We start from the raw sequence: 7,829 nt of genomic DNA, 5'->3' as shown, positions 1-7,829 counted from the left end.
GTCAGCCGCCGTGACGACCGACTGCACGTCCAGCCGCATCCAGGAGACCGTCGTCAACCGGACCTCCGCCCCCACCACCTTCACCCTGACCTGGCCCGGCGTCGGCACCTGGACCGCCCAGGTCGCCGCCGGCGACAGCGCCCACTTCCACTTCACCCGGCCGTCCGGCACCGCCTACACGTTCCGCACCACGACCCCCGAGGGCTTCGACCAGACCGACAGCGGCACGCTCGACTGCTCCGACGCGCTCAGCGTCCGCGCCGCCATGGACTGCGGCAGCCCGCACCGGCTGCGCCTCATCCTGGCCAACGACTCCCCCGCGTCCCGCACCTTCACCGTCGCCTGGCCGGGCCGCCCCTACTCCCCCTGGACCGTCACCGTCCCCGCGGGCTCCGGCCACGACGGCCTCTACTGGACGGTCCCGGACGGCACCCCGTACACCTTCAACGTCACCTCCGGCTCCTGGAGCGACACGGTCTCGGGCACCTCCGGCTGCGGCGTCGGCACCGGAAAGCCCGGCATGAACGCGCAGACCGTCCTCACCACGTCCACGGTCATCGACGGCCTGGGCAAGGCCGCCGAATCCGTCCGCATCCCGGCCCTCGCCGTCTCCAACGGCGGCACGGTGATCGCCGCCATGGACGCCCGCGTGGACGGCAGCTACGACCTCGGCGGCGGCACCAACAACATCCAGATCGCGATGACCCGCAGCACCGACGGCGGCGCCGCCTTCACCCACCCGAAGATCATCGCGAAGGCGCCCACCGCCTCCGAGGGATACGGCGACCCGAGCCTCCTCGTCGACCGCGCCACCGGCAAGATCTTCTGCTTCTTCACCTACGCCCCCAAACCGGGCGTCGGCTACTGGGGCTCCACCGCCGGGGACACCTCCGCGACCTCCACGACCAACACCCACATCCGCTACATCACCTCGACCGACGACGGCGCCACCTGGAGCGCCCCGGTCGACCTCAACCCGCACGTCCGCAAGCCGACCTGGGCGGGCATGTTCGCCTCCTCCGGCCACGGCGTCCAGCTCGCCTCCGGACGCCTCGTCCAGCCGATCGTCTACCGCGACGCCTCCGGCGACCACGCGTCCAACATCTACTCCGACGACCACGGCGCAACCTGGCACAACGGCACGACCGCCGGCACCGGCGTCAACGAGAGCAAGGCCGTCCAGCGCGGCACCGGCCGCGTCGCCCAGAACATGCGCTCCAACGCCGGCGGCGACCGCTGGTACGCCACCGCACCCGACGTCACCTCGCCCTTCGGGACGTCCTGGAACAGCGGCCTCATCGACCCGGGCTGCAACGGCGACGAGATCTCCTACCTGCGCCCCGCCCCGGGCAACCCGTCCCTGACCAACACGGCCCTGCACAGCAACAACGCCGCCACGTCCCGCACGGACCTCACCGTCCGCGTCAGCCGCGACGACGGCGCGACCTGGCCCCACCAGGCCCTCATCAAGCCCGGCGCCGCCGGCTACTCCACCATGGCCGTCCTGGCGGACGGCTCCATAGGAACCCTCTACGAGATGGGAGACACGGGCGGCATCGTCTTCACCCGCACAACCCTCCCCTGGCTCGAATCCTGAGGAGGGGCGGACGAGTCGGCCTGTAAGCCGGGTTCTGTGCCCGCCGTCCCTCGCGGGGCGGCGGGTGACGGCCATCCATCTCGGGCCGCCGTTGCCGGCGGCCTCCAGCGGTCTACCCGCAGGCTCGGGCGGGCCGCCCTCGGGCACCTGCGCGGGGCCTCTTGCGGGGCCCCTTCTTGACCTTGCTCCGGGTGGGGTTTACCGAGCCGCCCACGTCACCGTGGGCGCTGGTGAGCTCTTACCTCACCGTTTCACCCTTACCACCGGCGGACCGGTGGCGGTTTGCTTTCTGTGGCACTGTCCCGCGGGTCACCCCGGGTCGGCGTTACCGACCACCCTGCCCTGTGGAGCCCGGACTTTCCTCGACGGGGATCGCTCCCCGACGCGGCCGTCCGGCCGGCTCGTCCGCCGTACGTAAGAGGTTAGCGGGTCGCGCGGGCCCCTTGTTCCCCGGCTCAGGGCGGGTTGGTGAGGGGGCCTCGTCCGGGCGGGATGTGTCAAGAGGGAAGGTGGTGCACGTCGTTGAACGTGCGCAGTGTCGCGGGCCCGTCGGCGTACCAGTCGATGGACGACAGCGCGGCCACGTCCAGGTGCATCCGGTAGAGGGACGACATTGGCGCGCCCAGGGCGTCCTTCACGAGGAGCTTGATGGGCGTGACGTGCGAGACCACCAGGACGGTCTGCTCGCGGTAGCGGACCTTGAGCTTGTCCAGTGCGGTCCGGACGCGGCGGGACACCTGGGCGAAGCTCTCCCCGCCCGGCGGCGCCGCTTCGGGGTCGGCCAGCCACGCCTTCATCTCGGCGGGCCACCCCTTGCCCGCCTCGGCGAACGTGAGGCCCTCCCACTCGCCGAAGTCGGTCTCCCGGAAGCCGTCCTCGACGCGGACGTCCAGCCCGGTGACGGCGGCGGCCTCGGCGGCCGTGTCGCGGCAGCGGGCCAGGGGGGAGGTGACGATCGCGTCGAGGCCGCGGCCCTTGAGCGCGAGCGCGGCGGCGCGGGCCTGCGCGAGCCCGTTCGGGGTGAGGGGGACGTCGCCGATCCCGGCGAAGCGCTTCTCGATCGACAGCGGCGTCTCGCCGTGCCGGAGCAGGACCGTGGTCATCGGGGCGGACGAGGGCGGACGCGGCGGCGGCTCCGGCTCCCGCGGCGCCTCCTCGACCCTGCGGGTCCAGTGCTCGCCGCGGGCGGCGGCGTCCATGGCCTCGTTCGCCAGCCGGTCGGCGTGCGCGTTCCGGTTGCGCGGGATCCAGCCGTAGGACACCGACCCGAGGCCCCCGGCCAGCTCCTTCGCGCGCAGCGCCAGCGGGATCATGTCCGGGTGCTTGATCTTCCAGCGGCCGGACATCTGCTCCACGACGAGCTTGGAGTCCATCCGGACCTCGACGCGGGCGGACGGGTCGAGGTCCGCCGCCGCCGTCAGCCCGGCGATCAGGCCCCGGTACTCGGCCACGTTGTTGGTGGCGTGCCCGATCGACTCGGCCACCTCGGCGAGGACCTCGCCGGTCAGCGCGTCCCGGACGAGGGCCCCGTACCCCGCGGGCCCCGGGTTGCCGCGCGAGCCCCCGTCCGCCTCGACGATCAGCTTGCGTGGGCTCGCGCCCCTGTGGGGGGACGACCCCCCACGCCCCCCGGCAACTGCGCTCACAGGCCCGACTCTGGCGTGCGGATGAGAATGCGGCGGCACTCCTCGCAGCGGACGACCTCGTCCTCCGCCGCGGCCCTGATGTTGTTCAGGTCGACGGTGTTCAGCGCCAGGTGGCAGCCCTGGCACGCGCCGCGGAACAGCTTGGCCGCGCCCACGCCGCCGAATTGGCCGCGCAGCTTCTCGTAGAGGGCGAGCAGGTCGTCCGGGACGTCCTTGGCGACGGCGGTGCGCGCGGTGCTGGTCGTCCCCGACTCCTCGTCGATCTCCCGCTGGGCGGTGTCGCGGCGCTCGGTGAGCCCGGTCAGCTCCTCCTGCGCGGCGGACCGGTCGGCGCGGAGCGCGGCGACGCGCCCCTCGGCCTCCTCCGTCCGCTCCATGATCTCCAGCACGACCTCCTCCAGGTCGGACTGGCGGCGCTGCAGCGACTCGATCTCCGCCTGCAGGCTGCTGAGGTCCTTCGCGGACGTCACCTGGCCGGAGTCGAGCCGCTTCTGGTCGCGGTCGGCGCGGGTGCGGACCTGGTCGACGTCCTGCTCGGCCTTCTTCTGCTCCCGCTGCAGGTCGCCGACCTCGGTCTCGGCCGCGACGATCGCGTCGCGCAGCTCGGTCAGTCGCCCCTCCAGCCGCTCGATCTCCGCCAGCTCGGGCAGCGTCCGGCGGCGGTGCGCGAGCCGGTCCAGCGAGCTGTCGAGCTCCTGCAGGTCGAGCAGTCGAAGCTGGGCTTGCGGTGCGGCTTTCACAGTGCTCCTTCTTCGTGAAGGCGCCACGCGTCGGTGACGAGCGTGGACACCCTGGTCTCCAACTTGCCCGCTTCGGGGGAGGACGCGGCGAGCCGGCGTTCGGCGTCGGCCAGCCACGGCCATTCGGTCGCCCAGTGCGCGGCGTCCACCAGGGCGGGCCCGCCGTGCTCGGCGAACTCCGACGCGGGGTGGTGCCGCAGGTCGGCGGTGAGGTAGGCGTCGACACCGGCGGCGCGCGCGGTGCCGAGGAGGGAGTCGCCGGAGCCGCCGCAGACGGCGACGGTGCGCACGACCGCGTCCGGGTCGCCGGCCGCGCGGACGCCCCAGGCGGTGGACGGCAGGCCGACGGCGGCGCGCCGGGTGAACTCCCGCAGCGTGACGGGCTCGGCCAGCTCCCCGATCCGGCCGAGGCCGCGGCGCGGGTCGTCGTCGGCGGGGACCATCGGGCGCAGCTCGCCGGTCAGGCCCACGGCCCGCGCCAGCGCGTCCGAGACGCCGGGATCGGCCCGGTCGGCGTTGGTGTGCGCGGTGTACAGCGCGAGCCCACTGGTGATCATCCGGTGGATCAGCCGGCCCTTGGGGGTGGTGGCGGCGACCGAGTGCACGCCGCGCAGCAGCAGCGGGTGGTGCGTGACCACCAGGTCGGCGCCCCACTCCAGCGCCTCGTCGATCACGGCGGCGACGGGGTCGACGGCGAACAGGACCCGGCCGACCTCCTGATCGGGGTCTCCGCAGACCAGTCCGACGGCGTCCCAGGACTCCGCCCACGCGGGCGGGTAAAGCTCCTCCAGAACCGTGATGACATGGGATAGGCGCACGTCCCGCAGGCTACCGCGCCCAGCCGCTCCCAACGAGCCACCGAGCGTCACCGCGGGGCGGCGCGGTCTGTAACGATATGGACGGGACAGTGCACGAGGGAAGGGAGAACGCCATGTCGGACGCCGGCGCCGCGGGACCGGAGCCCACTGCGGAACGCCCGTACATGCCCGGCTACGGCATCCAGGGGCCGGACGAGGGAAGCGGCCTGCTGCCGTGGGCGTGGGCCGTGGAGCGGCTGCGCGCCGCGCGCAACTTCTGGGTGTGCACGGTCCGGCCGGACGGACGCCCGCACGCGATGCCCGTCTGGGGCGCCTGGTCGGGCGACGCCCTGCTGTTCAGCAGCGCCGTCCCGTCCCGCAAGATGGTCAACCTGCGGGCGAACCCGCAGGTCGTGGTGACCACCGAGGAGGCCGAGAACCCCGTCGTCATCGAGGGCCGGGCCGAGATCCTCACCGAGCAGAAGGACCTCCAGCGGTTCATCGACCTGGTCAACTCCAAGTACGCGACCCGCTATCGTGTCGATTTCCTGGACCCGGAGGTGAACGCCACCGTCGCGGTGCGCCCACAATCGGTGTTCGGGCTCCGCCAGGGAGACTTCACCGGTTCTCCCACCCGGTGGTCGTTCGGAACCTGACCGTCCGCCGGGATCAATCTGGAGACTCATCGCGTTGGAGTCTGTTTGACTGCCTCCCCTCCCTGGTGGGAGGGGATTCCTACGGCTCGCGCCGTGGGTGTTTCTGCTTCGCGGCCGACTGCGGAAGGGAGTGCCCTTGCCGTCTGACGTCAGCTCCACAGACATCACCGGAGGTGCCGCCTCCGGCTACGGCTCGACCAGCCGCAAGGATGTTCTTGGCCGCGTTGTGGTCCCGGTCGTGCCGGGTGCGGCAGCCCGGACACGTCCAGTGCCGGGTCGACAGGCTCAACTTCTCCAGCAGGTGCCCGCAGGCCGAGCAGGTCTTGGACGAGGGATACCACCGGTCGACCACCACCAGGGCTCGTCCGGCACGCTCGGCCTTGTACTCCAACTGGCGGCGGAACTCCCCCCACCCGCAATCACTGATGGCGCGGGCGAGCCTGCGGTTGCGGGCCATGTTCGCGACCGCAAGGTCCTCGATCACGATGGTGTCGGCTTGGCGGACGATGCCGGTGCTGGTGCGGTGGAGGAAGTCCTGGCGGGCGTTGCGGACCTTGCGGCAGGCGCGGGCGACCTTGTTCTTGGCCTTGCGGCGGTTGACGCTGCCGGGCTGCTTGCGGGCCATGCGCCGCTGGTACCGGGCCAGGTTCGCCGCCTTGCGCTCCACATGGCGCGGGTTGGCGATGCGCTCCCCGTCCGACGTCACCGCGAAATACTTGACGCCCAGATCGATGCCGATCTGGTGCCCGGTCTGCGGCGCGGGCTTTGGGGCGTGGGTGTCGACGGCGAAGGTGACGTACCAGCGCCCGTCCGGCTCCCGCGAGATCACCACCATCGTGGGGTCCAGCGTGGCCGGGTCCACGTCCTGGAACGACCACACGAGCACGAGCGGCGCGGCCGTCTTCGCCATCCACAACTGCCCGTCCTTCATGCGGAATGCCGAGCGGGTGTAGTGCGCCGCCTGTCGGCCGGTGCGGGTCTTGAACCGCGGGTAGCGGGCGCGTCCGGCGAAGAAGCCGGCGAACGCTGCGTGCTGATGCCGCAGCGCCTGCTGCAGCGGGACCGAGGACACCTCGCTCAGGAACGCCAGTTCCTCGGTCTTCTTCCATGCGGTCAGCGCGGCGTCAGTCTGCTTGTAGGAGGTAGGTTCGCCGTCGGCGTGCCAGGCGCGGTGGCGTTCGGCGAGCGTCTTGTTCCACACCAGGCGCACGCACCCGAACGTACGGTTGAAGACGGCCGCCTGCTCGGCATCGGGATAGGCCCGGCACTTGTACGCCGTCCGCATGACCGGCACCTTACACACTCGCCAGGTGCGCGTAAGGGAATTCGGATGTCCGTGGACTCGTTTCTCACAGCACGAACTCCTCACCCACCTCAGGGCCGGGGAATCCTTCGGAGGACTAGGTGAAATCACCCTTTCGGCGCCGCAAGCGCGTCAAGGGCCGTCCCATGGGCAACCGCCCCGAGGCGGCCGAGCCGGAGACAGTCGAGTGGCCCCGCGAGGGGACGGGCAAGTCGTCCCTGATGGGGGCCATCCGCGGCGACGGCGAGACCGGCGCCGGCTTCGGCGGCGGCATGTTCGAGGACCTCGCCGCGGCGTTCGAGGGCTCCAAGAAGGTCAAGATGGAGGAGCAGGAGCGCCAGAAGGTCATGCGGCAGGACGACCACGAGCAGACCGGTTCCGGCCGCACCCGCGACGACCTCGACTCCGGCAAGATCCGTATTCGGCGCACCCCGCCGGACGAATAGGGCACGTCCGCACTCGAACACGAGTTCGAACACGGGTTATCCTGCCCTCGTGAGCACCTACGTCCCGCCCGGCTGGCCCTCGCAGGTGCATCCACCGGGCACCGACCGATTCGAGGACACCGCCCTCGGCTGGCTGCTCGAGCTCGTCCCGCCCGATTACCGCCGCTACGGCGTGCTGCGCCGCTACCCGATCACCCTCGCCCGGATGGCCCGCCAGCACGTCGCCGCGTCCGTCGAGGCGGCCCGCGAGGGCTTCCGCACCGCCCGCGTCGACCTCGGCGACCTCGTCCCGCCGCACGGCGTCGAGTCCGTGCTGGACGCCTACCGCCGCGAGGGCGCCCGCCTCGTCGCCGTCCTGCGCGCCGTGGAACTCGTCGAGACGGCCCTGCGCGGCCTCGCCGAGCCCGACGACCCGGCCCACCGCCGCCCCTTCACCCCCAAGCTGTGACGATCCCGTTGACTCCCTGTCGCGGGGTGCGCAAGCCTTTGCTCTGTTCCTGACGGGGAGGCGGGTTTCCGGTGAGCACACCACCTGGGTGGTACCCAGATCCAGAGTGGATGGGCCGCGAACGCTACTGGGACGGACAAACCTGGACCACCCAGTCACGCCGCTACGAACGCACCCGCCGCCACCAGCGCCCACC

9 protein-coding genes and 1 other RNA gene are annotated in these 7,829 nt (G+C 71.9%); 5 read left to right on the top strand and 5 right to left on the bottom strand.

Annotated features, from left to right (window positions below; all coding sequences use genetic code 11):
- On the top strand, nucleotides 1-1,597 hold a 1,597-nt coding region (locus ETD96_RS36795), incomplete at its 5' end, for a sialidase family protein (protein ID WP_138641115.1).
- Nucleotides 1,598-1,604: 7 nt separating this feature from the next.
- Here ETD96_RS36795 and rnpB read toward each other — a convergent pair.
- The 4 genes from rnpB to ETD96_RS36780 form a co-directional block, all read right to left on the bottom strand.
- Nucleotides 1,605-2,001: RNase P RNA component class A (gene rnpB, locus ETD96_RS36790), an RNA gene on the bottom strand.
- A gap of 93 nt (nucleotides 2,002-2,094) precedes the next feature.
- On the bottom strand, nucleotides 2,095-3,243 hold the full coding sequence (locus ETD96_RS36785) for a bifunctional RNase H/acid phosphatase (RefSeq protein ID WP_240808497.1): 1,149 nt from the start codon (nucleotides 3,241-3,243) through the stop codon (nucleotides 2,095-2,097).
- Entirely contained in the window at nucleotides 3,240-3,983 is a 744-nt protein-coding gene (locus ETD96_RS46200; RefSeq protein WP_205719625.1) for a zinc ribbon domain-containing protein, read from the bottom strand. The genes ETD96_RS36785 and ETD96_RS46200 overlap by 4 nt, the downstream gene beginning before the upstream one ends.
- Complete coding sequence (locus ETD96_RS36780) at nucleotides 3,980-4,801, bottom strand: Nif3-like dinuclear metal center hexameric protein (RefSeq protein ID WP_138641112.1); 822 nt, start codon at nucleotides 4,799-4,801, stop codon at nucleotides 3,980-3,982. Before ETD96_RS36780 ends, ETD96_RS46200 begins: the two co-directional genes overlap by 4 nt.
- A gap of 113 nt (nucleotides 4,802-4,914) precedes the next feature.
- On the opposite strand from ETD96_RS36780, the gene ETD96_RS36775 reads away from it, so the two are divergent.
- Nucleotides 4,915-5,436, top strand: a complete 522-nt coding sequence (locus tag ETD96_RS36775) for a pyridoxamine 5'-phosphate oxidase family protein (protein WP_138641110.1) — start codon at nucleotides 4,915-4,917, stop codon at nucleotides 5,434-5,436.
- A 79-nt stretch (nucleotides 5,437-5,515) separates the two neighbouring features.
- Here ETD96_RS36775 and ETD96_RS36770 read toward each other — a convergent pair whose 3' ends face one another.
- Complete coding sequence (locus tag ETD96_RS36770; RefSeq protein ID WP_138641108.1) at nucleotides 5,516-6,721, bottom strand: RNA-guided endonuclease InsQ/TnpB family protein; 1,206 nt, start codon at nucleotides 6,719-6,721, stop codon at nucleotides 5,516-5,518.
- A 119-nt stretch (nucleotides 6,722-6,840) separates the two neighbouring features.
- On the opposite strand from ETD96_RS36770, the gene ETD96_RS36765 reads away from it, so the two are divergent.
- The 3 genes from ETD96_RS36765 to ETD96_RS48305 all read left to right on the top strand — a co-directional run.
- Nucleotides 6,841-7,185, top strand: coding sequence for a DUF6191 domain-containing protein (locus tag ETD96_RS36765; RefSeq protein ID WP_138641107.1), 345 nt, complete (start codon nucleotides 6,841-6,843; stop codon nucleotides 7,183-7,185).
- 49 nt (nucleotides 7,186-7,234) lie between these two features.
- Nucleotides 7,235-7,633 (top strand): hypothetical protein, encoded by a 399-nt coding sequence (locus ETD96_RS36760; RefSeq protein WP_138641106.1) that lies wholly within the window; start codon nucleotides 7,235-7,237, stop codon nucleotides 7,631-7,633.
- A 71-nt stretch (nucleotides 7,634-7,704) separates the two neighbouring features.
- Nucleotides 7,705-7,829 (top strand): DUF2510 domain-containing protein (locus ETD96_RS48305; RefSeq protein WP_138641105.1); only part of this gene is annotated, 125 nt, incomplete at its 3' end.

It is taken from the genome of Actinomadura geliboluensis, assembly GCF_005889745.1.
In the GTDB taxonomy this organism is placed as follows: Bacteria; Actinomycetota; Actinomycetes; order Streptosporangiales; family Streptosporangiaceae; genus Spirillospora; species Spirillospora geliboluensis.
Note: the sequence above shows the minus strand (reverse complement) of the source record. Positions and strands in the feature narration are given on the sequence as shown.